General features: G+C 64.7%; 30 protein-coding genes. 16 read left to right on the top strand and 14 right to left on the bottom strand.

The annotated features are described in order from the left end of the window. Nucleotides 1–19: 19 nt before the first annotated feature. Both ABEI27_RS14505 and ABEI27_RS14500 read left to right on the top strand, forming a co-directional pair. Entirely contained in the window at nucleotides 20–418 is a 399-nt protein-coding gene (locus tag ABEI27_RS14505; protein ID WP_375800120.1) for a hypothetical protein, read from the top strand. A gap of 105 nt (nucleotides 419–523) precedes the next feature. Continuing rightward, entirely contained in the window at nucleotides 524–1459 is a 936-nt protein-coding gene (locus ABEI27_RS14500; protein WP_375800119.1) for a ketopantoate reductase family protein, read from the top strand. Nucleotides 1460–1564: 105 nt separating this feature from the next. Here ABEI27_RS14500 and ABEI27_RS14495 read toward each other — a convergent pair whose 3' ends face one another. The 4 genes from ABEI27_RS14495 to ABEI27_RS14480 form a co-directional block, all read right to left on the bottom strand. Next, nucleotides 1565–1759, bottom strand: a complete 195-nt coding sequence (locus ABEI27_RS14495; protein ID WP_375800118.1) for a cold-shock protein — start codon at nucleotides 1757–1759, stop codon at nucleotides 1565–1567. 303 nt (nucleotides 1760–2062) lie between these two features. Next, nucleotides 2063–2836: an isopentenyl phosphate kinase gene (locus ABEI27_RS14490; RefSeq protein ID WP_375800117.1), complete on the bottom strand. Its 774-nt coding sequence runs from the start codon at nucleotides 2834–2836 to the stop codon at nucleotides 2063–2065. Next, complete coding sequence (gene mvk, locus ABEI27_RS14485; protein ID WP_375800116.1) at nucleotides 2811–3872, bottom strand: mevalonate kinase; 1062 nt, start codon at nucleotides 3870–3872, stop codon at nucleotides 2811–2813. The genes ABEI27_RS14490 and mvk overlap by 26 nt, the downstream gene beginning before the upstream one ends. Before the next feature lie 120 nt (nucleotides 3873–3992). After that, nucleotides 3993–4388: a hypothetical protein gene (locus ABEI27_RS14480; protein ID WP_375800115.1), complete on the bottom strand. Its 396-nt coding sequence runs from the start codon at nucleotides 4386–4388 to the stop codon at nucleotides 3993–3995. 170 nt (nucleotides 4389–4558) lie between these two features. On the opposite strand from ABEI27_RS14480, the gene ABEI27_RS14475 reads away from it, so the two are divergent. The 8 genes from ABEI27_RS14475 to ABEI27_RS14440 all read left to right on the top strand — a co-directional run bounded on the left by ABEI27_RS14475 (nucleotide 4559) and on the right by ABEI27_RS14440 (nucleotide 11000). After that, nucleotides 4559–5035: a 50S ribosomal protein L11 gene (locus ABEI27_RS14475; protein WP_375800114.1), complete on the top strand. Its 477-nt coding sequence runs from the start codon at nucleotides 4559–4561 to the stop codon at nucleotides 5033–5035. A 354-nt stretch (nucleotides 5036–5389) separates the two neighbouring features. Then, the gene (locus tag ABEI27_RS14470) at nucleotides 5390–6028 is read left to right on the top strand and encodes a 50S ribosomal protein L1 (protein ID WP_375800113.1); all 639 of its coding nucleotides are present in this window, start codon (nucleotides 5390–5392) and stop codon (nucleotides 6026–6028) included. Further along, the gene (locus ABEI27_RS14465; RefSeq protein ID WP_375800112.1) at nucleotides 6025–7080 is read left to right on the top strand and encodes a 50S ribosomal protein L10; all 1056 of its coding nucleotides are present in this window, start codon (nucleotides 6025–6027) and stop codon (nucleotides 7078–7080) included. The genes ABEI27_RS14470 and ABEI27_RS14465 overlap by 4 nt, the downstream gene beginning before the upstream one ends. 18 nt (nucleotides 7081–7098) lie before the next feature. Then, entirely contained in the window at nucleotides 7099–7440 is a 342-nt protein-coding gene (gene rpl12p / locus ABEI27_RS14460) for a 50S ribosomal protein P1 (RefSeq protein ID WP_375800111.1), read from the top strand. Between the two features lie 263 nt (nucleotides 7441–7703). After that, nucleotides 7704–8096, top strand: a complete 393-nt coding sequence (locus ABEI27_RS14455; protein WP_375800110.1) for a winged helix-turn-helix transcriptional regulator — start codon at nucleotides 7704–7706, stop codon at nucleotides 8094–8096. A 192-nt stretch (nucleotides 8097–8288) separates the two neighbouring features. Then, entirely contained in the window at nucleotides 8289–9437 is a 1149-nt protein-coding gene (locus ABEI27_RS14450; protein WP_375800109.1) for a DUF3179 domain-containing protein, read from the top strand. Continuing rightward, nucleotides 9424–10020: a hypothetical protein gene (locus tag ABEI27_RS14445; protein ID WP_375800108.1), complete on the top strand. Its 597-nt coding sequence runs from the start codon at nucleotides 9424–9426 to the stop codon at nucleotides 10018–10020. The genes ABEI27_RS14450 and ABEI27_RS14445 overlap by 14 nt, the downstream gene beginning before the upstream one ends. Before the next feature lie 224 nt (nucleotides 10021–10244). Then, entirely contained in the window at nucleotides 10245–11000 is a 756-nt protein-coding gene (locus ABEI27_RS14440) for a hypothetical protein (protein ID WP_375800128.1), read from the top strand. A 29-nt stretch (nucleotides 11001–11029) separates the two neighbouring features. On the opposite strand, the gene larC is transcribed toward ABEI27_RS14440, so the two are convergent. Next, nucleotides 11030–12373 (bottom strand): nickel pincer cofactor biosynthesis protein LarC, encoded by a 1344-nt coding sequence (larC, locus tag ABEI27_RS14435; RefSeq protein ID WP_375800107.1) that lies wholly within the window; start codon nucleotides 12371–12373, stop codon nucleotides 11030–11032. A 189-nt stretch (nucleotides 12374–12562) separates the two neighbouring features. On the opposite strand from larC, the gene ABEI27_RS14430 reads away from it, so the two are divergent. Further along, nucleotides 12563–14788 (top strand): CDC48 family AAA ATPase, encoded by a 2226-nt coding sequence (locus ABEI27_RS14430; protein ID WP_375800106.1) that lies wholly within the window; start codon nucleotides 12563–12565, stop codon nucleotides 14786–14788. Between the two features lie 29 nt (nucleotides 14789–14817). Here ABEI27_RS14430 and ABEI27_RS14425 read toward each other — a convergent pair whose 3' ends face one another. Together ABEI27_RS14425 and ABEI27_RS14420 are read right to left on the bottom strand one after the other, a co-directional pair. After that, a complete protein-coding gene (locus ABEI27_RS14425; RefSeq protein WP_375800105.1) occupies nucleotides 14818–15252 on the bottom strand; it encodes a universal stress protein in 435 nt (144 codons plus the stop codon). Nucleotides 15253–15413: 161 nt separating this feature from the next. Further along, nucleotides 15414–17348 carry a helicase HerA domain-containing protein gene (locus ABEI27_RS14420; RefSeq protein ID WP_375800104.1) on the bottom strand — a complete coding sequence of 645 codons (1935 nt, stop codon included), beginning with the start codon at nucleotides 17346–17348 and terminating at the stop codon, nucleotides 15414–15416. An 83-nt stretch (nucleotides 17349–17431) separates the two neighbouring features. Between ABEI27_RS14420 and ABEI27_RS14415 the strand changes: the two genes are divergently transcribed. Continuing rightward, nucleotides 17432–17779 carry a hypothetical protein gene (locus tag ABEI27_RS14415; RefSeq protein ID WP_375800103.1) on the top strand — a complete coding sequence of 116 codons (348 nt, stop codon included), beginning with the start codon at nucleotides 17432–17434 and terminating at the stop codon, nucleotides 17777–17779. Between the two features lie 36 nt (nucleotides 17780–17815). Here ABEI27_RS14415 and ABEI27_RS14410 read toward each other — a convergent pair whose 3' ends face one another. Beyond that, a complete protein-coding gene (locus ABEI27_RS14410; RefSeq protein WP_375800102.1) occupies nucleotides 17816–19108 on the bottom strand; it encodes a DNA double-strand break repair nuclease NurA in 1293 nt (430 codons plus the stop codon). Nucleotides 19109–19185: 77 nt separating this feature from the next. On the opposite strand from ABEI27_RS14410, the gene ABEI27_RS14405 reads away from it, so the two are divergent. Then, nucleotides 19186–19845, top strand: a complete 660-nt coding sequence (locus ABEI27_RS14405; protein WP_375800101.1) for an HAD family hydrolase — start codon at nucleotides 19186–19188, stop codon at nucleotides 19843–19845. Between the two features lie 28 nt (nucleotides 19846–19873). On the opposite strand, the gene ABEI27_RS14400 is transcribed toward ABEI27_RS14405, so the two are convergent. The 5 genes from ABEI27_RS14400 to ABEI27_RS14380 form a co-directional block, all read right to left on the bottom strand. Next, nucleotides 19874–20272 carry a hypothetical protein gene (locus tag ABEI27_RS14400; protein ID WP_375800100.1) on the bottom strand — a complete coding sequence of 133 codons (399 nt, stop codon included), beginning with the start codon at nucleotides 20270–20272 and terminating at the stop codon, nucleotides 19874–19876. Between the two features lie 65 nt (nucleotides 20273–20337). Continuing rightward, the gene (locus ABEI27_RS14395) at nucleotides 20338–20784 is read right to left on the bottom strand and encodes a DUF2240 family protein (RefSeq protein ID WP_375800099.1); all 447 of its coding nucleotides are present in this window, start codon (nucleotides 20782–20784) and stop codon (nucleotides 20338–20340) included. 148 nt (nucleotides 20785–20932) lie between these two features. Then, nucleotides 20933–21115 (bottom strand): hypothetical protein, encoded by a 183-nt coding sequence (locus ABEI27_RS14390; protein WP_375800098.1) that lies wholly within the window; start codon nucleotides 21113–21115, stop codon nucleotides 20933–20935. 205 nt (nucleotides 21116–21320) lie between these two features. Then, on the bottom strand, nucleotides 21321–22193 hold the full coding sequence (locus ABEI27_RS14385) for an acetyl-CoA synthetase (protein ID WP_375800097.1): 873 nt from the start codon (nucleotides 22191–22193) through the stop codon (nucleotides 21321–21323). Nucleotides 22194–22251: 58 nt separating this feature from the next. Then, complete coding sequence (locus ABEI27_RS14380) at nucleotides 22252–22569, bottom strand: cupin domain-containing protein (protein ID WP_375800096.1); 318 nt, start codon at nucleotides 22567–22569, stop codon at nucleotides 22252–22254. Nucleotides 22570–22682: 113 nt separating this feature from the next. Between ABEI27_RS14380 and ABEI27_RS14375 the strand changes: the two genes are divergently transcribed. Further along, nucleotides 22683–23072: a cupin domain-containing protein gene (locus ABEI27_RS14375; protein ID WP_375800095.1), complete on the top strand. Its 390-nt coding sequence runs from the start codon at nucleotides 22683–22685 to the stop codon at nucleotides 23070–23072. A 263-nt stretch (nucleotides 23073–23335) separates the two neighbouring features. Here the strand turns inward: ABEI27_RS14375 and ABEI27_RS14370 are convergent, their stop codons facing one another. Continuing rightward, a complete protein-coding gene (locus ABEI27_RS14370; RefSeq protein ID WP_375800127.1) occupies nucleotides 23336–23992 on the bottom strand; it encodes a helix-turn-helix domain-containing protein in 657 nt (218 codons plus the stop codon). Between the two features lie 247 nt (nucleotides 23993–24239). On the opposite strand from ABEI27_RS14370, the gene ABEI27_RS14365 reads away from it, so the two are divergent. Next, nucleotides 24240–24389, top strand: coding sequence for a hypothetical protein (locus tag ABEI27_RS14365; protein ID WP_375800094.1), 150 nt, complete (start codon nucleotides 24240–24242; stop codon nucleotides 24387–24389). Between the two features lie 89 nt (nucleotides 24390–24478). Then, nucleotides 24479–25286: PAS domain S-box protein (locus ABEI27_RS14360; RefSeq protein ID WP_375800093.1), on the top strand; the 808-nt coding region annotated here is incomplete at its 3' end.

Below are 25286 nucleotides of genomic sequence, written 5' to 3'. Positions count from 1 at the left end.
GTCGTCGTGACGCCGTAGTGTGCGCTGGAATCGGTCCCGACGGTCCCTTCTGGTCGGATCGAGCGCCGTCGGCCTCACGGCACTCGCGGGGTGTATCGACTCGTTCGGAAGCACTCGCGGCGCGACCGACGTCGTCCTCCACAACGAAACTGACGAACGCCGACAGGTGGACGTGACGGTCACCAGGCGCAGCGGCGGTGAAACGCCCAACATCCAAGACACGTTCGAGATGGAGCCGAACTCGCGACAGACCGTCAACAACGAGGTCATAATGGGTGCAGACTACGATGTGGCGGTCAGCGTCACGAGTGGTTCAGGACCGGACCCCTACTCCGAGACACAGCAGTGGGACGACGCCGGGAGGCCGCTCCACGTGTTGATATCCGACCAGATCGAGTTCGCAATCGAAATCGGGTGAGCGAGTCGCCTCCGGCGGCGGGTGGTGATAATAATTAACACTATTCACCCAAAATCACCCGACAGTGACTGCCATACGAACCACTGCACGGATGGAGGGTATCGAATGAAGATCGCCGTCTACGGAGCGGGCGGCGTGGGTGGCTACCTCGGCGGCCGACTCGCAGAAGCCGGTGCCGACGTCCACCTGATCGCTCGGGGCGGACATCTCGAAGCGCTCCGCGAGGACGGTCTCCGCGTGGAGAGCGTGGCCGGCGATTTCGCGGTCGACGTGCCCGTGACCGACGACCCCGCGGATGTCGGCCCCTGCGAGTACGTCCTGTTCACCGTGAAATCCTACGACACCGAGGCGGCCGCCCGCGACCTGAATCCGCTCGTCGGCGAGGACACCGCCGTACTCTCGCTCCAGAACGGCGTAGACAACGAACGGCTCATCGCCGACGAGGTCGGCCGGGAGCACGTCCTCGGCGGCGTCGCGTACATCTTTTCGACCATCGCAGAGCCCGGCGTGATCGACCACACGGGCGGCCCGACCAGTTTCACCGTGGGCGAACTCGACGGATCGCACAGCGAGCGCGTCGAGCGATTCGTGGAGTGGTGTGAACGCGCTGACGGCGTGAGCGCCGAGGCGTCGACGTCGATCCGGGCAGAACTCTGGGAGAAGACGGCGTTCATCTGCGCCCACGCGGGAATGACGGCTGCTACCCGACTCCCGCTCGGCGACGTCCGCGCACACGCGGAGTCCTGGGAGATGTACCGCCAACTTTTCGAGGAAGTCTGTCGCGTCGGCCGGGCTGCCGGCGTCGACCTGACCGACGAGACCGTCACGGAGTGGATGGAGTTCGCCGAGGGCCTCGAAGGGGACTCGTACTCGTCATTGCATTACGATCTAACCCAGGAGAAGCCGATGGAACTCGACGGACTCCACGGCGCGGTCATCCGTCGGGCCCGCGAGCATAACGTCACAGTCTCGATGAACGAGGCCATCTACGCCATCCTTCGGCCGTGGGCCGCGCGGAACGAGCGGCTCGACGAGGCCTAAGACCGCCTCCACAGCGACCGTCGTGGCTGGTGCTCTCGGAGACGAGGTATCAGAAAAGCGTTGAGTCGTCGTGTCGCCTGAAAGCGATCGTACGAAGCGTAGCGTTTAGCTGCGGACGACGTTCGTCGCGCGGGGGCCTTTGGGGGCCTGTTCAATTTCGAAGTCGATCTCCGTCCCTTCGGTCAGGTCCTCGCCGCCGACGTCTTCCATATGGAAGAACACGTCGTCGTCAGAGTCGTCCGTTGAGATGAAACCGTAACCGCCTGTGTCGTTGAAGAAATCAACCTTACCGTTTGCCATTGCAATACAACGAATGCCCCATCAACGGATAACGCTTCCGTATTCGTATTATTATTCTACACAAGGGTAGACGATCATCCAATGATTTCAGATACTGATTAGTTCTCACCGAAGTCCGCAGTTCGGACGGGGATCACGACGGAACCCACACAACGAGAACAGGTCGTTGGGGAATCAGCAGTTCTGACCGCCCGCGTTCGCCGACGGCTCTGTCACCGATTCGATCGACCGAGACGGTCGGACAGGGCCGTCCACGTGCCGTGGTTGTTCTGTTGTCTCTCTTCGCTCGGTCGACTGCGCCTGTCACCTGGATCGACTATCCACGACGGTCCCGGCCGACTCGCCGGCCAGAAACACCGGGAGCGACTCGGGGCCAAAGATGTGGGCGGGCGTGTCGAGTTCCAGAAGCGCCCGGACCTTCTCGGCCATCCCGCCGGTCACGTCGGTCGTCTCCGACTCCCCGAGGACGGCATCGACCTGGGCGAACTCGGAGATCCGCGGGATCACCGCGCCGTCGTCGTCGTAGACCCCCGGAACCGTCGAACAGAGGCCCACGCGATCCGCGGAGAGCCCGGTTGCGAGCCGCGTCACCAACTCGTCGCCGCTGATGATGGTCGCGCCCGCGTCTGCTTGCGCGACGACGTCGCCGTGGAGAACCGGAACGAATCCCTCAGCGAGCATCATTCGGATGGATTCGCGCGGAAGCGTCAGATCCGCATTCGCGTCGCGGGCGGCGACCGACAGCGGGTGAACCGGAAGCGCCGAAACGCCCGCATCCTGGAGTTGTCCGACGATCACGTCGTTCAGGCGGCGCATCGCGTCGTGGATCGCCCAGACACCCTGCGCGTCGTGGCTGCCCGTCGAAAGGCTGACGCCGTGTTTGTCGGCCTGATAGTGCCCGAAACTGCCGCCGCCGTGGACGAGCACGAGTCGCTCGGGGGTGGCCTCGCCGATAGTCTCGACGGCCTCCGCGAGCGACTGGTCGTCGACCGTCTCGGGCGTCTCCTTATCGGTGACGACGCTGCCGCCGAGTTTGAGGACGACAGTCACGTCAGGTTGCCTCCGATTCGGTCTCATCACGGTCGCCGTCGTTGGCCGACGCCGACGCAGCGCGGACACCCTCTCGATCCAGTTCGGCTCGGAAAGTGTCACGGCACTCGGCGGTGTAGCGGAGTGCGGTCCGAGTCTCCGGCGTCGGATCGAGCGCGACGATACAGCCGCCACCGCCCGCACCGGTGAGTTTCGCCCCGTGAGCACCGGCCTCGCGAGCGGCCCACACCATATTGTCGAGTGTTCGCGAGGAGACCCCGAGGGCTTCAAGCAGGCCGTGATCGAAGTCCATCAGCCGACCGAGTTCCGCGAGCAGTTCGGGCATCGGTTCGGCGGCCGGGTCAGCGTCAGTGAGGAGCGCTTCGCCCGACCGGACGATGTCGCCGATGCTCTCGACGGTATCGGCGGCGAAATCGTACTCATCGCGGAGTTCTCGCACGCCCGCCACCAGTTCGCCTGTGTCGCCCGCGCCGCCGTCGAACCCGACAACGAAGGGCAGATTCGGCGCTTCGATTCGGCTGCAGTTGTCGCCCTCTACACGTACGGCTCCGCCCATCGCCGAACAGAACGTGTCCGCGCGCGAGGCCTGCCCGTCTTGCACGTCGTACTCCGCGCGGTAGGCACGGTCGGCGATGGCCTCCGGACTGAGTTGGACGCCGAGTTCCCGAGTGGCCGCATCGATGCCGGCGACGACGACGGCGGCCGAGGAGCCCAGCCCCGCACCGAGCGGAATCTGGCTCTCGACGATGATGTCGAACCCTGCGTCGGGGGCATCGGCGGCGTCGCGCGCCTGCTCGACGGCGGCGTCGATATAGCCCATCGCGGCGTCGACGAGGTCCTCGGGGACGTCGACATCAGGGCGCTCCGCCGTGTCGTCGGCGTACTCGACGGTGAATCCGTCGAGGCTCAAGTCCCGCGCCTCGACTCTGATGTGGTCGTCGTCGCGGGCGTCGACGGTGACCGTGGCCCGGCGCTCGATGGCGCAGGGGACTGCCGGCTCGCCGTAGACGACCGCGTGCTCCCCGAAGAGGTACACCTTCCCGGGGGCGCTCGAAACAGTCATACGGGACGAATGCGGGGGGTCCTGCTTAAGCTATCCGACCGGCGGCGACCGCGGAGCCGACAGGCGCGGCGGTCGCGAAACTGATGAGTGCGGCGGTCGCGAAACCGACGACCGGCAGTCTCACCCCCCGTCGTCGAACTCGGTGCCCTCAATGATGTCGTCGCCCCGGCCCGAGCACGCGATTGCCGCGGCAGCCACGAGAGCCAGCAACAGGAGGGCGGCCGCGAGAGCGGGGCCCGAGCTGACGACGCTATCGTCGTCCTCCGACGACGCGTCGGGCGCTGACTCTCCGGTGTCGCCCTCAGCGTCGGCGTTCTCGCCGCTCTCGGCCGAGGCGTCGTCTGCAGCGTCTTCAGCGGATTCCCCACTGTCGGCTGAGGCGTCCTCGTCGGCGTCGTCCGATCCGAACAGGCCGCCCAGACGGCCGATTGCGGGGGCGGTGTTCTCGGCGTTGGCGGTGAAATCGAATCCGTCGTGCAGGTGGAGTTCGAGCAGCGTGATCGATTTGTCGCTCATATCACAAATCTACGATGACCAGCGAAAAAACCGTTGTGGACGCGAACCGCGATCCGGGTGAGGGCCCGAAGGAGCCGACCGACGGTCGACGGCGACACCCGTGTCGAACCCTGACACGGCCGTTCGGTCGAAAGAAAACCGTTAAAAGTCGCCGCAGGGTGTTGTGATGTATGGCTGGAACCATCGAAGTACTCGTTCCCGGCGGAGAGGCCAACCCCGGTCCGCCGCTCGGTCCGGAACTCGGTCCCACCCCCGTGAACGTTCAGGACGTCGTCCAGGAGATCAACGACGAGACGGCGGCGTTCGACGGGATGGAAGTTCCCGTTACCGTCGAATACGAAGACGACGGTGCCTTCTCCATCTCTGTCGGCGTTCCGCCGACGGCCGAACTCGTCAAAGACGAGGCCGGGTTCGATACCGGGTCGGGCGAACCGCAGGAGAACTTCGTCGCCGATCTCGAAGTCGATCAGGTGAAGAAGATCGCCGAGCAGAAGTCCTCGGACCTGCTCTCGTACGACTCGTTCAACGCTGCGAAGGAAGTCGTCGGAACGTGTACCTCTCTCGGAGTCACAATCGAGGGTAACGATCCGCGCCAGTTCAAAGAGCGGATGGAAGACGGCGAGTACGACGACGTCTTCGCCGAATAGTCGGACGAGTTTGCGGTCACTCTCTCTGCGGTTTTTCGGCGCGTCTTCGAGACTGCCTCGACGGCACAGAGTTGTGCGTCCGTTCTGATCGAGGGCTGACACTGTCGGAGCGTTGAGGAACCCGCTCCACCCGCTTTGAGTACGACAGCAGTTCGGGTGTCCAAGAGGCGCTCCAGCCACCCTCGTCCGTGCCCACGATTCCCACGAATTCGGCGGTTCGGGGCCGATAACGGACGGTATGCGGGCTCCGCTTCGACGGACTTAAGTCCGCCATCCCCGTTCGATTCGACGAGACAGGCAGACGCCTGTTTCACTGACCCGTAGGAGCAATCCTGCGTACTACGGAGGTGAATAATGGCAGATACGATAGTTGACGCAGTCTCTCGCGCGCTCGACGAGGCACCCCCGCGGAACTTCCGTGAGACGGTAGACCTCGCCGTGAATCTGCGCGATCTCGACTTAAACGACCCGTCGAAACGTGTCGACGAGTCTGTCGTTCTCCCGTCCGGGACCGGGCAGGAGACGCAGATCGTCGTCTTCGCGAGCGGTGAGACAGCGCTCCGAGCCCAAGAGGCAGCCGACCAGGTTCTGGACGGCAACGACCTCGAAGACCTCGGAGACGACACCGATGCGGCAAAAGACCTCGCGGACGAGACCGACTTCTTTGTGGCCGAAGCCGATATGATGCAGAACATCGGCCGCTACTTAGGAACGGTTCTCGGTCCGCGCGGAAAGATGCCGACCCCGCTCCAGCCGGACGACGACGTCGTCGAGACGGTGAATAGAATGAAGAACACGGTGCAACTCCGCTCCCGCGATCGCCGGACGTTCCACACCCGAGTCGGTGCTCAGGATATGGACGCCGAACAGATCGCGGACAACGTCGACGTCATCGTCCGTCGTCTCGAAGCGAACCTCGAGAAAGGTCCGCTCAACATCGATTCGATGTACGTGAAGACGACGATGGGGCCGTCCGTGGAGGTACCCGCATGAGCGAAAGTGCCTCCACACGGCGCACCGACACGATCCCCGAGTGGAAGCGCGAGGAGGTCGACGAACTCGTCGAATTCCTCGAGCGCTACCAGTCGGTCGGCATCGTTGACGTCGCCGGCATCCCAAGCCGGCAACTTCAGAGTATGCGCCGTGAACTCCACGGCAGCGCGGCGCTCCGGATGAGCCGAAACACACTCACTACCCGCGCGCTCGAGGAGGTCGGCGACGGGTTCGAGAACCTGACCGGATACGTCTCCGGACAGGTCGCACTCGTCGGCACCAACGACAATCCGTTCGGGCTCTACCAGCAGTTAGAAGCCTCGAAGACGCCCGCGCCGATCAGCGCCGGCGAAGTCGCGCCCAACGACGTCGTCGTCCCCGAGGGTGACACGGGCGTCGACCCCGGTCCGTTCGTGGGCGAACTCCAACAGGTCGGTGCCTCGGCTCGCATCCAGGACGGATCGATCAAGGTCACCGAGGACTCGAAGGTCCTAGAGGCCGGCGAAGAGGTCTCGAGCGACCTCGAATCCGTCCTCGCCGAACTCGGTATCGAGCCCAAGGAGGTCGGTCTCGACCTCCGTGGCGTCTTCTCCGAAGGCGTCCTGTTCGAACCCGAGGAACTCGCCCTGGACATCGACGAGTACCGCGCGGACATCAGGTCCGCTGCGGCGGCCGCCCAGAACCTCGCGGTCAACGCGGCGTTCCCGACGGCCCAGTCGACGCCGGCGCTGCTCTCGAAAGCCGCCGGCGATGGGAAGGCCCTCGGCCTGTTCGCCGCAATCGAAGACCCCGACGTGCTGCCTGATCTCGTCGCGAAAGCCGACGCGCAGGTCCGCACGCTCGCGGCGCAGATCGACGACGACGAGGCCCTTCCGGACGAACTCCAAGACGTCGAAGCGCCCGAACCGGCCGTTGAGGCGGCGGACGAGACGGACGCCGAAGAAGACGAATCGGCAGACGAAGACGACGCGGACACTGACGCCGACGACGGCGGGACCGACGACGACGACGATGACGACGGTGCCGAAGGACTCGGCGCGATGTTCGGATAACACACGAGGTACACAACAATGGAATACGTTTACGCAGCTCTCATCCTGAACGAATCGGGCGAAGAGATCAACGAAGACAACGTCACCGGGGTCCTCGAGGCCGCCGGCGTCGACGTCGAAGAGTCCCGAGTGAAGGCGCTCGTCGCCGCGCTCGAGGACGTCGACATCGAGGAGGCCGTCGAGACGGCGGCCGCCGCTCCCGCGCCCGCCGCGGGCGGCGCCTCGGGCGAGGTCGAGACCGCAGACGAGGAAGAGGAAGCCGCTGACGAGGAAGAGGAGGCCGACGAGGCCGACGAAGCCGACGAAGGCGACGACGACGAAGAGGCCAGCGGCGAGGGCCTCGGCAACCTCTTCGGCTGAACCGGGACATACCCGAAAACGCCGACCGTCCGATCCGGACGTCGTGCCGACTCGTCTCGAACTCACATTCTTTTGACTCTACCCCACGAGTGGAAACGCCGCCAGTCACGCGTACTCGCTGAGTCCCTACGAACAGATAACCGCAAGCAAACCGCTCAGGACACGATAATAGCGCTGCGAACGAATCCCCCGCATTTCAGTAACTTTCAGTAAGTGGGTACCTACCGGTAACGGTTATTTCTATCGAGATTCTACGTGGTCGTATGACAGCGAACGGCGGCAGCTCAGAGGTAGCAGGGCAACTGGAAGTGTGGTGTGCGGGCGAGGACTGGTGTCCGGTGACAACGACGTCCTCGCTCATCGGCAAGAAGTGGCACCCCGTGATTCTCCATCGGTTGCTCGAACACGGCCCCAGCGGGTTCAACGAACTCAAAGACGACGTCGATGGAATCTCGAGCAAGGTGCTTTCCGACAGCCTCGAAGACCTCGGCGAGAAGCAACTCGTCGATCGCGAAGTCGTCAGCGAAAAGCCGTTTCGCGTTCAGTACTCGCTCACCTTGCACGGGGAGTCACTCGCGCCCGTGATCTACGCGATGCGGGACTGGGGGGTCGAACATCTCAGTGAACCCACTGACGACGGACCTTCGGTCGCATAGAGCCGGCCTCTACTGACTGGTGGACCGGTCGCGACCCTTCCGGACTCCGATTGGACAGTCACCGTCTGCAGTCCCGTTCGTCGGAGGGTCAAGAGGTCACCGCCGGGTGTATCGACCGTCCCATAGCAGTTCCGCCAGCGGTTACGTCAGGGTTAGCGTGGGCTTTTGTCGATCCAACGGTAACGTATGCGTATGAGTGGCACACCGACTCGCAGAGCCCTCCTCGCTGCGCTCGGTGCCGGGGCGTTCGCCGGGTGTCTGGGCGAATCGAGTGGCTCGGCGACTCAGGAGTCGACCGAAACCGAGAGATCCGATACCGGTAGCAATACCCGAACCACGTCGGCCCCGAATGTAGAGGAAGCCCCCCTTCCGACCGCCGAAAACCGACTTCCGCTGCCGAGGGAGCCGTCATCGATCCGGGACAGCGCGGTCTCCGGTGGCCCGCCCAAAGACGGGATCCCCTCGATCGACAATCCCTCGTTTATTGATGTCGAAACCGCGTCCGAGTGGCTCGATCCCAGCGATCCGGTGTTCGGTGTGACGCGCGGAGAGGCGACGAAAGCGTATCCGCAGTCGATTCTCGTCAGTCACGAGATCTGCAACGATGTCCTCGATAGGACGCCCGTGAGCGTCACGTACTGTCCGCTCACCGGGACCGCGATGGGGTTCGAGCGGGGCGAGACGACGTTCGGCGTCTCCGGGCGACTGGTGAACAACAATCTAATTATGTACGACCGGGCCAGCGAGACGTGGTGGCCTCAGGTCCTCTCGACGTCGATCCCCGGACCCTGGAACGGGGATGCGGAGGTTGAGTCGCTGTCGCAGTTCCCGGTCGTCTGGACCACCTGGAAGCGGTGGTCCGACGCACATCCCGAGACTGCGGTCCTCTCACGAGACACTGGCTTCGCCAGCAACTACGAGGGAGACCCGTACGGATCCTACAACCCTCGCTCGGGCTACTACCGGCCGGACTCCGAACCGATGTTCCCGTCGATGTCCGAAGACGACCGTCTCAAGTCCAAACGGGTCGTCATCGGCACCCGGACCGCTGCAGGCGCGGCGGCTTTCGAGAAACGGGCACTCAGAGAGCAAGGGGTACTCCACGGATCCCTGGGCGGCAGACCGGTCGTGGCAGTGTACGAACCGACCCTCGATACGGGATACATCTACCGCAATCCGGGCGAGGTGAAATACGAGTATCGCGACGGGCGGGCCGTCGGCGAGGACGGCGAAACGTACGATCCGAGCGAGCTTCCGGGCGAGAAACTCCTCGCATTCGACGCGATGTGGTTCGCCTGGAGCGGCTTCTACCCTGACACCACACTCAATGCCGGCAGCTGAACACCGACCCGCGACGGGGGCGAGTACGGTCGCTCGGACGAGAGCCGCACTCGACGCGGCCGGGGGCCGGGGAGACTCACGTCTCGTCTTCGCTAGTGCTGGCTTGGGGTATCTCGCTGCATATCTCTTCACCGTCGGAGACCTCGCCATCACCGGCGGGTCCGGGGGGCTTTCGGTCCGAACGGCTGCCGACCTCTCGCGGGCAGTTGCGAGCCTCGGGTTCTTCCGGTTCGACGCGATTGCGGTGCTCTCTGCAGGGCCGATCGTCTACCTATTTTCGCCGCTCAACGTACTGCTCGGGCTGTCGCTCGGCGGTCTCGTGGGTGCCAACCTCGCGCTCACCTACCTCGGCATCGTCCAACCGCAAGCCTGCGGACTCGAGAGTTCCGCCGGCGTGCTGGCTGGCGTGCCAGCGCTGCTGTCGGGTGCCGCCTGCTGCGGACCGACGATCCTGCTCGTCGTCGGGATCCAAGCGAGTGCGACCATCGTCACCGGATTCCAGTTCCTGGTGCCGATCGCCTTCGCGATGCTGGTCGGGAGCCTGCTGTTGGTCGGTCGGAAGGTCGATCCAGAGTTACTGTGATCGCCTCTCCTCTGGTGTCGCCGCTACACTCGGAGTACGGCCACTGATCCAGAGGCCCTCGTGGGGTGGCAGTGGACCCGCAGTCCCGATGGACCCGCAGAAACCGAGGGCATTGCGCGGGACTGTGACACTTGCCACCCTCGACAGCCGCGCGGGTCAATCGCGAATCCGATTGCTTCCGACACGGGCGATAGTATATGTATGAGCACGCCGAATCGATCACAGTGATTGTCGTCGCCACCGACGACTTCGAGTTGTACCACGACGTCGTCGACGAACTGCGGGATCGGGGCGTGAGCTTCACCACTCAAGAACCGGGCAAAGAGCTCCCCGACGGGACGCAGGTCGTGATCAGGGCCCCAGGAGACGCGTCGGTTCCGGCGGACGTCGAGGCAGTGACTGCCGAGGCCGACGACACCCGTCGGGCCGTCGAGGAGGCGGTCTCGATGCTCCGCGGAGGCGGCGGCCGGACGGTCGTGGGCGTCGATCCCGGCACGCGTCCGGGAATCGCCGTCCTGAACGGCGAGACCGTGGTCGCGGCGTTTCAGGTCCCGCTGACCGACGCCGTCGAGACCATTCGCCGGGAAGTCGCGGACGCGCCGGACCCCGTGGTCCGGATCGGCGACGGGGCGCGACTCCAAGGGGCACAACTGGTCAACGAACTCGACGACGTCACGGTCGAACTCGTTGATGAGACCGGGACGACGCCGTATCTCGGGACCGGTGCGCGGGGGATTGGCGACGTCCTCGCGGCAGTCAACATCGCGCTGATCTCCGGCGAGGAGGTGAGTAGCAGGACGATCGAACCAACGGCGGGGGAACTCCAGCGGATCAAAGACCGGTCCCGGCGGGAATCCGAAGACGAACGCACGATCGACGAGGGACTCGCGAGGCGGGTCGCCGCCGGCGAACTCAGTGTCACGGAAGCGCTCCAGACTCACCGCGACCGTGACGACGGGTCGGACGGCGGGAGGGGGTGAGGGTCGCCGAGCGAAGTGGGACCCCCCGGCTATTCGTCGCGAACGACGTCCTCGGCGCGTCGAAGTATCTCGCGAACGGGGCGGTCCGTCGCCTCGGCGACGGCAAGGGCGTCGTCGTACTCGGCACTGTAGTCGTAGGGGTCGCCGCTGGCGTCCGAGGCGACTTTGACGGCGACCTCGTGGGTCTCGCCGTCGATCTCCAACGGCGCGGTTCGGAACGTCCGGTCGGCGACCCAGCGGTGACCCGCCCCGTGTTCGCGCACCCCGAGTGTGCCGGTCTCCAGAGCCAACTTGTGGGCCACGCGCGCAGCATCCTCGGGGGCGACCATCACCTTCACCAGGTGCCCCGGCCGTGACTTCTTCATCGTCGTCGGGACGATGCTCACGTCACGTGCGCCCGAGTCGGTCAGCCGTTGCTGGAGAGAGCCGAGGACTTCGGGCGAGGCGTCGTCGAGGTTCGTCTCAAGAACGGTGATCCGCTCCCGGTCGAGCGCAGAGCCGCCGTCCCCAACGACTGCGCGGAGCACGTTCGGTCGGTCGGGGAAGTCGTATCCGCCTGCCCCGTAACCCGCCTCGGCGACGTCCAGCGTCGGGAGCGTGTTGACGCCATCTGCAACGTGTGCGAGGATGGCCGCGCCGGTAGGTGTGAGCAGTTCGGCGTCGACCGGACCGCCGCGGAGTGACCACGACGCGCGAGCGGCGATTTCGACGACGGCGGGTGCCGGCACGGGGTACTCGCCGTGGGCCATCTCCGCCGAGCCACCGCCGGTGGCCAGCGGCGTCGTGACCACGTGCTCGACGCCGAGATCCGCAAGGAGGAGCGCGGCGCCGACGACGTCGGCGATGGCATCGTCCGCACCGACCTCGTGGAAGTGCGTCGCTTCGAGATCGGTGCCGTGCACGGCGGATTCCGCCTCCCCGAGGATGGTGAAGATGGCGTTCGCATCCGCTTCGACAGACGAAGCGAGGTCCATCGATTCGACGACGTCGAGTACCTCGGCGTAAGTGCGGTGGGTGCCGTGGCCCTCCGCCGGCGTCGCGTCGGCGTCGTCGTAGCCCCGGGAATGGCCGTGCGAGTGGTCGTGGTCGTGCCCAGTATGCGAATGCTCGTGAGGATGGTCGTGCGTATCCGAGTTGTCGTCGGACCTATGCTCGTGATCGTGTTCGCCGTCTCGATCAGCCGACTCCTCCAGCATCACGCGGACGCTCGTGGCCGTGATCCCCCGCTTGTCGACGGTCTCGACGTCGTAGCGAACGTCGAGCGCGTCCTCCACCGGGGCGAGCGCATCGCGGTCGGCACCGGCGGCCAGGAGGGCGGCCAGCAACATATCGCCGCTGGCGCCCATCCGGCCGTCGAAAGCGAGTGTGCGCATACGGAGCGTATCGTGACGCGGCGGCAAAGACCCACGCATCGATGCCGCTGTCGGTAAGGATTTGTACCCTGGAGACCAAGATTGTTATAGAGTGTCACGGAATCGGTCGAGAGTTCCAACGAGCGGTGTCAGGCAAGAACTTAATCCCGGCCGTGACCGACTGGCGGGACGCATCCCCGCGACCCAATCATGAACGAAGTTCAACTCGAAGTGGCGAAGGCGTACCCCAACGACTCGGGGCGCGGCATCGCCCGACTCGACCCGGACACGTTGCTCCATCTCAAGCTCTCGCCGGGTGACATCATCGAAATCGAAGGCGCAGAGACGACAGCCGCGAAAGTGTGGCGCGCAGATCGGCAGGACTGGAACACCGATACAGTCCGCATCGACGGCTTCACGCGGCAGAACGCCGACGTGAGCATCGGCGAGCGCGTGACGATTCGCAAGGCCGAGGAGACAAAAGCCGAGAAACTGGTGCTCGCACCGCCCGAGGAGGCGAGCGTCCAGTTCGGTTCCGACGCAGCCGGAATGGTCAAGCGGCAGATCCTCAAGCGTCCGGTCGTCGAGCGCGACATCGTCCCGGTGATGTCATCGACGAACCATCCGTTTATGCGGTCGCCGGGGCAGGCGATCCCGTTGATCGCCGTCGAAACCGAGCCCGACGGGGTCTGTCTCGTGACCGAAGACACCGAGGTAGAACTCCGCGAGGAGCCAATCTCCGGCTTCGAGAAGACCGGCGGCGGGATCACGTACGAGGACATCGGCGGCCTCCAGAGCGAGATCCAGCGCGTGAGAGAGATGGTCGAACTCCCGATGAAACACCCGCAGATCTTCAAGAAACTCGGGATCGAGCCGCCGCAGGGCGTGCTGCTCCACGGCCCGCCGGGGACGGGCAAGACCCTGCTCGCGAAGGCCGTCGCCAACGAGACGTCGGCGAGTTTCTTCTCGATCGCGGGTCCGGAGATCATCTCGAAGTACTACGGTGAGTCCGAACAGCAGTTACGTGAGATCTTCGAGGACGCCACCGAGGAGTCGCCGTCGATCATCTTCATCGACGAACTCGACTCCATCGCGCCCAAGCGTGAGGACGTCACCGGCGAGGTCGAGCGTCGGGTCGTCGCCCAACTGCTCACGATGATGGACGGCCTCGAAACCAGAGGCCAGGTCATCGTCATCGCGGCGACGAACCGGGTCGACAGCGTCGATCCCGCGCTCCGTCGGCCGGGGCGGTTCGACCGCGAGATCGAGATCGGTGTGCCCGACGAGACGGGGCGGAAGGAGATCCTCCAGATCCACACCCGCGGAATGCCGCTGTCGGACGACGTCTCGCTCGATCACCTCGCGGACGAGACCCACGGCTTCGTCGGGGCCGACATCGAGTCGCTGACCAAGGAGGCCGCGATGAAAGCCCTCCGCAGATACCTCCCGGAGATCGACCTCGACGAGGAGGACATCCCGCCGAGTCTGATCGATCGAATGATCGTCAAGCGCCAGGACTTCCAGGGGGCGCTCTCGGACGTCGAACCCTCTGCGATGCGGGAGGTCCTCGTCGAGTTGCCGAAGGTGTCGTGGGACGACGTCGGCGGACTCGAGGATCCGAAACAGACCGTCCAGGAGAGCGTCGAATGGCCGCTGACGTCCGAGGACAGATTCGAGCGGATGGGGATCGATCCGCCGAAGGGGGTGTTACTGTACGGGCCACCGGGAACAGGGAAGACCCTGATCGCGAAGGCTGTCGCCAACGAGACGAACGCGAACTTCATCTCGGTCAGAGGGCCGCAACTGCTCTCGAAGTGGGTCGGCGAGTCCGAGAAGGCCATCCGGCAGACGTTCCGGAAAGCCCGGCAGGTCAGCCCGACGATCATCTTCTTCGACGAACTCGACAGCCTCGCCCCCAGCCGGGGCGGCGAAACCGGTAACAACGTCTCCGAACGGGTCGTCAACCAACTGCTGACCGAGCTGGACGGGCTCGAGGAGAACGGTAACGTGATGGTGATCGGCGCGACCAACCGGCCGGATATGATCGACCCCGCGTTGATCCGCTCGGGACGGTTCGATCGTCTCGTGCTGATCGGTCAGCCGGACGAGGAGGGCCGCGAACAGATCCTCAAGATCCACACGCGCGACTCGCCGCTCGCGCCCGATGTTAGCCTGCGCGAGATCGCGGAGATCACCGAAGGATACGTCGGCTCCGACCTCGAGACGATCGGTCGCGAGGCCGCCATCGAAGCGCTTCGCGACGACGGTGAAGCCGAGGAGATCCAGATGCGGCATTTCCGTCAGGCGATGGAGTCCGTCAGGCCGACAATCACGGAGGACCTGATGGAGTACTACGAGGATATGCAAGAACAGTTCAAAGGTGGCGGGGGCGAGAGTCTCAGCGACCGCCGCGGCGGCCGGATCGGCTTCCAGTAACTGCGGACGAGCCGACGCTTTTTAACGCGCTATCTGACGATTGTCACCGGGACCGGCGAGCGACGCGCGACGTGTTCGGCGACGCTACCGAGGAGTAGTCGAGAGACCCCACGACGGCCGTGACTGCCGACGACGACGTGGTCGGCGTCGCGTTCTCGGGCCTGCTCGACAATCGTCGTGGCTGGTCTGCCGACCTCGATGGCCGTTTCGACGTCGTCGTTGCTCGCACGCTCGGACATAACGGTGTCACGGCCCTCTTCGAGCGTCGTCTCGGCCTCAGTTTTCGCCTCCTGATACCAGTCCTCAGAGCCCGTCGGCAGGACGCCGGCGCTGTAGCCCGCCTGGACGGGGTCGATGACGTACAGCAGGGTCACGTCGGCGTCGGCCCACTCCCCGGCGACGAATCGGAGCGCGTGCATCGACTGCGGCGAGCCGTCGACCGGAACGAGCACGTGCCTCGGCATACCTTCAGCTACAACAGCGTCACATAAAAAACGGCATCCGCGAAGGGGTATCGTAGTGTGATTGCGACGTGACTGGCGCCCACGCTGCTGTCAACGGTATTGCTGACGCTCGCTCCCGGATGTCGTCGTCGATTCTCTGTCCCGGGTGTCGCCGTCGACGCTCACTCCCCGTGACGAGTGAGACAGACCGGAAGTCCGACGAGTTCGATCGGCTCCGAGTTGTCCGGAGAGTACACGACGGCCTGGCCTTTCTCCATATAGGGGACCTTGCTTTCGAGCGTCGGGGGGACGTTCACGCTCTTGATTGCGTCCTCGTCGCCGAGGTTGAGAACGAGTCGGGTGTTGATCTGCTTGAACACCGAGTCGGCGACGTCCTGGGGGTCCTGCGTGATCAAGAAGAGTCCGAGCCGTTCTTTCCGACCCTGCTTTGCGGCCTCGGTGAACTTCGAGATCACCTTTCGGGCCTGGACGGTGTCGGCGTCCGCGAGGAAGTTGTGCGCCTCGTCCATTCCCAGGAGGAGGGGTGTCTCCTTGATCCGGTCGGAGTCGGGCGCGTTCGACAGTTTGTCGTCGATGAGGAGGCTGGAGACGGCGAGGACGAATAGTTCCTTCGCGCGACTGGTCGAAAGGTGGTACGTCGGGATCACCGTCAACCCGCCAGGGCGGACGAGTTGGTGATCAAGTTCCGTGATCGGGCGGGCGGACTGGTCGAAGACCCCGCTGGGGACCCCGTGGACGCGTCGCTTGACCGCATCGAACGTGGCTTCGTGAACCCGGCCCGACTCGTCGAGTTCAGATTTGAGCGCGGGATTGTCGAGAAACGTCTGAAACTCGTCGTAGGTTCCCTCGTCGCCGTACTCTCGGAAGAATCGGTTCAGCAGTTGGACCAGGGCAGGGTACTGATTCTCGTTGAGACTGCTTCCCGCGACGAGCCACGGGCGGTCGCACGCCATTGAGAAGGGAATTGTAAACTCCAACTGCTCCGCGCGATGGTTTCCACCGCCGTAAGGGACGCCGTCCTCCTTTGGGACGAGCGCGAGCGTGTCGTCGTGCCCGCCGTGGACGATACGCTCGCGCTCGTAGCGCCTGGCGGTCGCAGCGTCCATCGCTGGGTTATCGTCGTGCATCTGGGCGTACTCATCCTGCGGGTCAAACTGGACGACTGCGAGTCTGGCGTCGCGGCCGTCGTCCATCTCGTACGTCCGATTCTCGGCGAGCAGTTGTCTGAGGACGTTCTTCGTGGCGTGGGTCTTCCCCGAGCCAGTGCCGCCGGCGACGAGCGTGTGTCGGAAAATTAGGGGGTCGCCGTCGGCGTAGTCGTCGCGGAGGCGGTAATCGATCGTCGGCGGTCGAGCCGCTGTCCGGACCTTCTCGCCGCCCACCGAGAGGTGCCCCAGGAAGATGCCGTCACCCGGGATCTTCAGGCCGGTCTTGATCTGATCGGGATCCGTCGCCTCGGTGACGACCGCTCCGGGTTTGGGGACGCGGTCCACCATCCGCCGTTTCAGTGATGCGTCATCGTCCACCACGTTCGGGTCGCCATTCTCGAAGAGCACGGCCAGCGGGTCGAGTTCGGCGACGAACTTGTAATCGCGCTCTTCGAACTCGTCGCGGCGCATCGCGCGCCTGGCGTGGATTTCGGTTGCGTCGTCGGTCTGGAACTCCTGCGCGTACTCCAGGGCTGTGATCTTCGCGAACAGCAGTTCGTCGTCCGGATACGGGACGAGCAGGTATTTTCCGAGTCGGACGGCATCGCGATTGTCTGTGGTGACGTAGGCTCGCAACGTCGTCTCGTCGCCGTCTTCGGCGACGCGGAGTCCCTGCGAGACGGCGATGGCACCGAGGCCGCGGTCCTGTCCCGCGGGTGATGCGTCGTATGACTCGAAGGCGACCTCCGAACCGGCGGCGTCGCCGCCGTCTGAGGTCGGGGGGGTCGCCCCCGAGGTGGCGGTTTCGTCTGAAGAGGCCGCCGTCGGAGCACCGGACGACGCCGCATCGCCGATGTCGGTCGGTGGCGTGTCGTCCTCGGCGTCCCCAGCGTCGCTGTCACTCGCCGCTCGCTCGTCCGAACCCGGCTCGAAGTCCCCGAGATCCATCTCGTCTACGTTCTGCGTCGGAAGCGACTTAACGGCCTCGCACGTTGCGGGGGCCTTTTCACCGCAGGAAGCCAACAACCGGTATGTTGCTCGTGCGCGGTCACGGTGGTGGGACGACGCTCACCGGAACAATTTTCGAGCGGGGTGAGCGAGCGCCGTCGTACAAGGGCGCTCCGGACGAAGACGCCCCCTACGTCTGGGTCTGCGACGCCTTCTACGAGGTCGAAAGCGGTGGTTCGGAGACGACGATCGACGGCGAGATCAAGCACGTGGCGTTCGAATCGCCGATGCCCCGCGGCTTCGAGACGCGCGAGCAGGCGCTCGAATCCGCCCGCGAGCACGTCCGGACGCAGTTCGCCCGCGTCGGCGTCGCCGAGGCCGACGTCGAGATCGAGGTGCTGAAAGAGGAACCGAGCGCGGAGCACTCCTGAGCAGGGACGCGACCGCCAGCCCGATCAGGGATGGCGCTACCCGATGTCGCCCCAGCGGAGTTCGTCGTACCGCTTGATTTCGTCGGTCTCGAGGGTCTCTTCGAACTTCTGCCGGAGCGCTGATTTCTCGCCGGCACTGATTCGCGCGAGTTCATCCGCTTTCGCAACGGCCTCCGGCGGCCCGCGTCGGGCCGCGACCTCGCCGACGAACTGCCGCGTGAGCGCTTCTCTGAGCGCCTCGTCACGAGCGAACGCCCGTGGAGTCTCGACGCGGTAGAGCACGTCAGTCTGGGGCTCGTAGATGGTAAAGAAACACGTCTCGTACAGTTCGGGGTTGAGTCGGCGCTCGACGCCATAAGCGTCGCCGTCAGCTGCGACAGTCGCGTCGACGCCGCCGCGTGAGACGAACCAGTTCGTGAACGTCACCTCGGCGGTGTGACGACCCTCGCGGCCGTGGGTCGGTTTGTCAGAGGCCGGGTCGCCCTCGCCGTCCCGGCGTTCGAGTAATCGGGTGAAGAACGCAGCGTCGTCGGTCCACGGGACGTCGACTGCGCCGTCGCCCTCGCGGTCCCGAAGCGTCCCGACGATCCGTTTCGAGGCCGGATTCTTGACGAATCCACAGAGCGGTACCTCCCGTTCGACGAACGATTCGACGAGGCGGACGTAGTTCTCGACAATCGATCGGGGTTTCAACTCCTCGGAGAGCGCACGGAGTTCGGCATCGCGTTCGCGCCAGTTGAGCAACTCGACGGGATAGAGCGGCCCATCGAGGATCAGGAGGTCTGAGACCTGATCGGCGCGTTCGAGCGCGTGCGAACTCTCGGCCAAGTAGAGCGCGAGCGCGTGGACGATCCCTTCGGCGTATCGGCTCACCCGGGGAGCGTTGAGGACCCGCCACCGGCAGTAGCCCTCGTCGACCTTCCGCCAGGGTTCGTCAAGCGGGACGGTCGCGTCGGTGACGTGCGTCGCCGCGACGATGCTGCGGTGACGGTGGAGGTCGAGATTCGAGGGCACCGACGCCATCGCGGCCTGTGCGAGATCGACGACCAGCCCGTTTTTGAACGTAGTGGGGTTGATTGTCCCCGAGTCGAGACCGTGGACGGTCTCGAACGGGCTGTCAGCGAGGGCGACAGACGCTGCATCGGCCGCTCGGAGTCGCTGTTCGCCGACCGGCTCAATCACGACGCGTCCGTCCGGTCCGTACAGGGGGTCGAGGAACTCCGACCAGATGCGTGCGGCCACGTCGACGTGGTCCGTGTCGTCCACCTGGCTCGCGAGATACGCCGCGAGATCCGCGATGCTGTCGACGTGGACGGGGTCGAGTGTCACAACCGTACTCTCGGCGGCAGGCGAGAAAAAGCCCCCGAGTGGGAACAGTCATACGTCACGACGTCCTACCTGCGCGCGTGACAGTCACAGCGGTGGGGTTCGATCTCGACGAGACGCTCGCCGTGCCAACACGTGACCGGGCGACGATTTTACGTGACGCCGCAGCGATCGCCGACGCACCGCCGCTCTCCCGCGAGGCGTACCTCGACGCCCACCGCCGGCACCTGACCCGCGAGACACGCACCCCGATCTTTGCCGATCTGCTCGCCACGTACGAGACCGACGTCGACCCCGAAGTCGTGGCCACCGCATACCGAAACGAGATCGCTGACGCGCTCGTCCCCGTTCCCGAAATCGAACCGTTTCTCGACCGACTCCGCGGGGAGTACCGGATCGGGTTGCTCACCAACGGGCCGCGGGTGGCCCAGCGGGACAAACTGACCACGCTCGGCTGGACAGATCGCTTCGACGCGGCGCTCGTGACTGGCGAACTCGACGCCGGAAAGCCGGACCCGATGGCTTTCGAGGCCCTGTTGAATGCACTCGGGACCGAACCCGGAGAGACCGCGTACGTCGGCGACGACGTGACCGCCGACATCGCTGGCGCGGCCGACGCCGGGCTCGTTCCGATCCAGGTACTCTTCGAGGGCGGTCCCGAGTCGTCGCCGCGGGCGGCCGCGCATCTTCCGCGCAACGAACTCGTCTCGCGATTGCCGGACGTGCTCGAGAGCCTCTGATCGTAACGACTCGGACGGGTCGGACCGCTCAGCCAGTGGGCTCCGAGAGTTCGCGACTGACGGTTTCGAGCGCCGGCAAGAGCCATTTGACCTGTGCCCCGTCCTCGACGAAAACCAGCGTCTTCGGCGGCCTGACCGCCTTCGGTCTGACGCGGAGCCCCTCTGTTTCGGCGGCCTCCGCGACGGTGTCGACCGCGCGCTCGAACGCGAGTCGGACGCGGTTCGGTTGCACCGAGACTGTGGCTACCCGTTCGTGATTGCCCTCGCCGCGGTGTTCGATGGCATATGCGAACGCACCGTCCGGCGTCGGCTCAACGTCGGGATCGGGATCTGTGACCGCGAGTCCGGCGAGGTCGTCGTGGCCGGTGAGCTCCGAGGCGAGAAACTGCGCGATGCGCCGGCCGTCGGTCAATCGATCCGTGACCATACCGCAACTTCGCTCCGGGCGGAAAAGAGGGCTCCGTTCGCGACCGATTGGGTCGTGCCCCGAGGTCACTCGCCGAGTTGGTCGCGGGCCGCCTGCGCCGCGCCGACGATCTCGACGTCGTGTCGCCGCGCGTAGAGGGCCGCAGCGGCCTCGACAGAGACCTCAAGCGACCGCTGTGTCTCGTTGATCACCGCCACGGCCTCCTGTTTGTCGTGGCCGGCGGCGACAAGCGCGTCGAGGATACGCTCGAACGTCGATTGCTCCCGCAGGATCGACTCGTCCGGTTCGAACTCCGCCGGGATCGAGATCCCGCTCGGATCGAACTGCGCGACGATCTCACCGTCCTCGCGAGCGAGGAGGCCTCGTCCCGCCGCCACGTCGATGAGTCGCTTGGCCTGGTCGGGTGAGAACCAACTGCGGTCGAGCGCGAGCGCGACGACGAACTCGCCCTCGCCGAGTCGCGTCGTCCCCTGCTGCTTGAACGGGACGGCGACGGCGACTTCGAGGCTCATATCATTTGCAGGACTGCCCCGGCACAAGAGTCCCCGGATTCGAACCCGCTCGCCGGTCCACTGGGCCGTCGGTGGTGTCGGTGGTCGGTGGGGGTATCACGACAGACGGCGTGAGACCGGTGGGGAGGGGCAACACAAACGGACGGCATCAGAACTGGCCGACGCTACCGACGAACAACAACGCAGCGGCCACCAGTGACGCGACACTACTTGCGAGCATAATCGGGACCGCCGACGCGATACCGACGAGGCCGCCGCAGACCAGACTGAGTCCCATCCCGCCCAGCACGTAGTCGAACCGCGTCGGGGTGCCGTTCGGCAAGTGGTGCATTGGTAATTACATCTAATTAGCAAGGTACACAAATATTTTCTGTCCTTCTTCGGCACTGAATTCGATTGTGCGCAGTCGGCCAGATTCGGCGACCTCAGCGCGCTGTCGGCGCTGATTCTCCGAGAAGACCGCCGTTGCAGACGCTGTTTGACGAGCGCCTGCGTTGGTCTTGCTCTGGCAGTCCCGGGCCCCCGATCGTGCAGGCTCAGTTCCGATCGACGTCGATGGTTCTCGGATCGACGTCCCGTATCCCGGCGGTGGCCGCCCGTTTCGACTCCGCTCCGGCGCGAACGACGACGGTCTGTCCGTGGTCGTCGCCGGGAGCAACATCCCGTGCAGACGCCTCGCCGTCATCCAGATCCGAGAAGAGAATCGTCGCCCCGGCGATGATGGGCGCGACGAGACCGGCTGCGACGACACCGGGATCGGCGATCGGTTCATCGACGACGACAGTATCTCCCGCGACAAGGCCCGCATCGTCGACGACCGTCTCGGCCGCCGCGAGGATTGCCGCGTGAGTGTACGTTCGGTCCTCGACGAGCAGGAGTGGATCGTCGGGCGCGACATCGGCCGGGTGGACCGCGGGGTTCTCGCTCCAGACCTCGGCCTCCCAGTGCGTCGTCGAGGGGTCCTCCGGCGGCCCGCCGTGGACGGCGAGGTTGTGTCCCGGTGGTAACTCGAAGTCGCCCTCCCGGGCGACGGGTGCGAGGATGCTTCGAGGCGCGTCGTCACGGATGGCGTCGGCGAACCGCGTCGCAGCGCCCAGTTGGGCCGCGCCGTAGAGCGCGAGGAGGGGTTCCGGCGCGGTCCCGGGAACTACGAGGACCTCGTCGCCGCCGCGGACCCCGAGGTAGCGAAAGACGTTTCCCGACTTGTACGAGGTCGTGATGAAATCGCGGTAACTGTAGGTCCGACCGGACGACGCCGCCTGCAGCGCGAGCCCCGACGTCCGCCGGTCGCGAGCGACGAGATCCCCGAGCGTCTGTGGGTCCGAACAGGGCGCGGGCCAGGACGCGTCCGACTCCGCGGCCTCGGCATCGACTCCGGCGTCGGCATCGCTGTCGGGATCAGTGGGCATACCCGATTTCGGTCACGGGTCCGCAAAACGGCGTCGGATGGACGGGCCCAGCGGAGGCTCAGGGGGCACCCACTGCGACGAGGGTGCTGGCCTCTTGGGCGGTCATCTTCCGTGCGGTGTCTCCCGCGACTCGTACCGCGTCGCCCGGTTCGAGTGACACCTCGTCGCCCTCGATATCGAGCGTGACCGCTCCGTCGAGGAGGTAGTACACCTCTTCCTGCCCATCGGACTCGTGGTCGTGTTCTATCCCCTCCCAGCCGGCGTCGACTTCGATGACGGTGAACCCCAGGTTCTCACAGTCGAGATCCTCTCGGAGAAAGTACAGTCCCGGTGCCTTCTCGTCGCCGTCGGCGTAGTACGTTTTCGTGTACGACATCGTCCCGACGTACGGCCGAGTGCAACCTGAAAGTGAGGGTTGGGGAGGATCCGGACGACAATGGGGCGCGACTCGGGACCACGTATTTGCCATTGGCTGCTGTGCGGGCGACTATGAGCGGCGAGTTCAGCGTCGTCGACCCCGAGGACGTGCCGACAGAGCAGTTCAACACCTGCGAGACGTCAGTCAGGAAGCTCAGCGAGCGGCTCGGTGCGACCGAACTCCGGGTGAATCAGGTGATCGTCGAACCGGGCGAGGTGACCACGCCACACACCCACGACGGGCAGGAGGAGGTGTTCGTCGCGATGACCGAAGGCCAGATCGGTATCGAGGGGACGGTCCACGAGATCGCGGCGGGAAACGTCGTCCGCGTCCCGCCGGAGACGACCCGAAATCTCCGGAACCACGGCGACGACGAGACGCACGTGTGGCTCGCGTTCGGTGCGCCGCCGGTCGGGTCGGTCGAGGATTTCGGGGCCTACGTCGTCGGAGAAGAGGGGTGAACTGACGGTCGGCGGAGGGCCCCACACGCCATCGAGGGAGGCCGCGGTGCTGCCGTCCCGGTACGACTCCGAACACGACGCCAGCGCACCGGTCGTCGAAGAACGTCGCGAGCGACGGCCATCGCTGGCACGTTCGATTGTTCGGTCAGTGAGCCGCGTTCGATTAGTCGATCGGAACCGCGTGCGATTGTTCGCGACGGGGACGCGGCCCCAGTTCGTCGAGCCACCAACAGGCGTGCTGACGGGAGAACGACGGGACCCGGTCAGTCTTCCTGTTCGTCGACCAACAGCGTGTTCATCACCAGGGTAGCGATGCCACGCCGGAGGCGTTCGGTCACGGCTTGATTGGAGATGTCGAAGGTGTCCGCGAGTTCCTGTGTAGATATCTGTCGTGGGAGCGAATAGTACCCGGCTTCCACGGCGTCTGTGAGGGTTTCCCGCTGCGGGCCCGTCAATCCATACCAGGGACCGGCGTCGGGTTTCGTCGGGTTGTAGATGCGCGTGATCGACACCTGGATGTTCTCTTCGACGTAGTAGTCCTGAAACTTCGAGAGCGCCTCGTGACTCGGAAATCGGAGTTCGAGACCCCACGTGTCGGGGGTTCCGGTTGCGCCCAACAGCGCCGCGTCCAAGTCGAGAATCATCTGTATCAGTGAGGCCTCCGACGGTTCCCAATCGAGCGCGTACAACGTTTCGTCCGCGTGTGTATTGACGAGTTGAATCTCCTCGACGGATGGGTGCTCACGGACGGAGCGTTCGAACGTCTCTCGGGCGTCGTTCCGGATCCGTACGAACGGGGTGGGTTTCCCCCCCAGCGGCACCATCGTCTCGAGGACAATCTGGGTGGATCCCTCGACCCGGAGAATCTGTCCTAACCCGAACGCCTCAGATGGAATAGTTAGCTCAGCGATGACACTCAGTGCATACGTACGCATTCTATGGCATCTGCGTTAAAGACTCGGCAGAGACGATCTTCCGCCGGATCGTCCACCTTGGTGTACCAAGGTTTTCGGTAGTGTTATTCCGTGCCAGTGCGTAGTCGTTACTACAGAGATACTCGCCTGTGGTCGCTGTTGAGTGTGTGATGGGAGTCCACACGGTAGCAACGTCGTACCGCAGTCGAGTGCGTTTCCCGCTATGACATCCGATTTCACTTCCAACGACGATATGTCGAGTATAGAAGATTTCGAAGCCGCGCTCAGTCGGGTGATTCTCACCGCGCTCGAAAACGACATCGACCCGCGAGGGACCTGGGAATACCGCGCCGAAGAGACGACCACAGATATGGAAATAATGGTCGTCGAACTGGCGGATTGACGCACAGACGGTCGCCCTGGTGGAGGGTGAGTTAAACCTCTTGGTGAACCATCCCGAAATGTTTCTCGAACAAAACGTTATGAGCCCGTATGACGGATATCCTCGATTCTTCGGATCTCCCGCCCGAGCAGCCTGAATCGAGAGACACTGTCGCACACCGCCTCATCGAGAGCGTCTCGACGCACGCGATTTTTATGCTCGATGCCGACGGGCGCATCGTCACCTGGCCCACCCCGGCGGCAACGCTCTACGGACACGAGACGGAAGCGGTCCTCGATCGACACGTGAGGCTGCTGTTCGCGGACGACGACGAGAGCGCGGAGTCAGACTCGCTCCCCGAGGCGTTCTTCGAGGAACCGAAGACTGAGGCTATCGAGTTCGAACACTGGCATCGACGAGCGGACGGCTCCGTCTTCTGGGGGACCCTGACGCTGTCACCGCTATGGGACGGCGGGTTCCACGGGTACGCCGCGATCAGTCGAGATACGACCCCGACGAAGGAGTACGAGCGAATGCTGGAACGACAGAACGACCGCCTCAAAGAGTTCACCGACATCCTCGCCCACGACCTCAGGAATCCGCTGAACGTGATCGACGGCCACGTAACCCTCTACGAGGAGACCGGGGACGAGAAGCATCTCGAGACGGTCAACGAGACGATAGACAGGATGATGCGACTCGTTGAGGACCTCCTGCGCGTGGCGCGACAGGGAGACGTCGTCACCGACTCGGAGCCGACCGACCTCGGCGACGTCATCGAGACGGCCTGGCAGAGTCTGGACGTCGATTCGAACGCGACCCTTCGCTACGAGAACGTCCGGTCAGTGAGCAGCGACCCCGACAGGCTCTGTGAACTGTTCGAGAATCTCTTCGGGAACGCCGTCGAACACGGTGGGA

The sequence above is a fragment of the Halobellus sp. genome (assembly GCF_042218505.1).
In the GTDB taxonomy this organism is placed as follows: domain Archaea; phylum Halobacteriota; class Halobacteria; order Halobacteriales; family Haloferacaceae; genus Haloquadratum.
This window is presented reverse-complemented; position numbering and strand designations above follow the sequence as displayed.